Consider the following 301-nt stretch of genomic DNA (forward strand, 5'->3'; position numbering starts at 1 on the left):
TCCGAAGTAGGTGGTGTCCATCACGATGTTGGCGCATTGGGGCGCGGCAAACTGTGCTTTGGGATTCGCTTTTTTGAGATGGCGAAAAATGGTTTTGCTGCTGCAATGATGAGCAGCTGCCAGCTGCGCTGCGGTTTGTTTGCCTGCGGTGTAAGCGTGCCAGAGTTGTTGCGGATTGATGTTTTTGCCACCACTGAAACGTTTGCCGCAGCTGTGGCATTTGTAACGTTGTTTGCCGTTTTGTCTGCCGTTCTTTTTGACCTGTTTTGAGCCGCAGAAAAAGCATTTTTTGTGTTCAAAG

1 protein-coding gene is annotated in these 301 nt (G+C 49.5%); it reads right to left on the minus strand.

Annotation, left to right across the window (positions count from 1 at the left end; all coding sequences use genetic code 11):
• The coding region (locus tag MB824_RS11740) for a transposase (RefSeq protein WP_456077651.1) at positions 1-301 on the minus strand (301 nt) is incomplete at both ends.

The organism is Kingella pumchi, from assembly GCF_022288825.1.
Taxonomy (GTDB): Bacteria; Pseudomonadota; Gammaproteobacteria; order Burkholderiales; family Neisseriaceae; genus Kingella_D; species Kingella_D pumchi.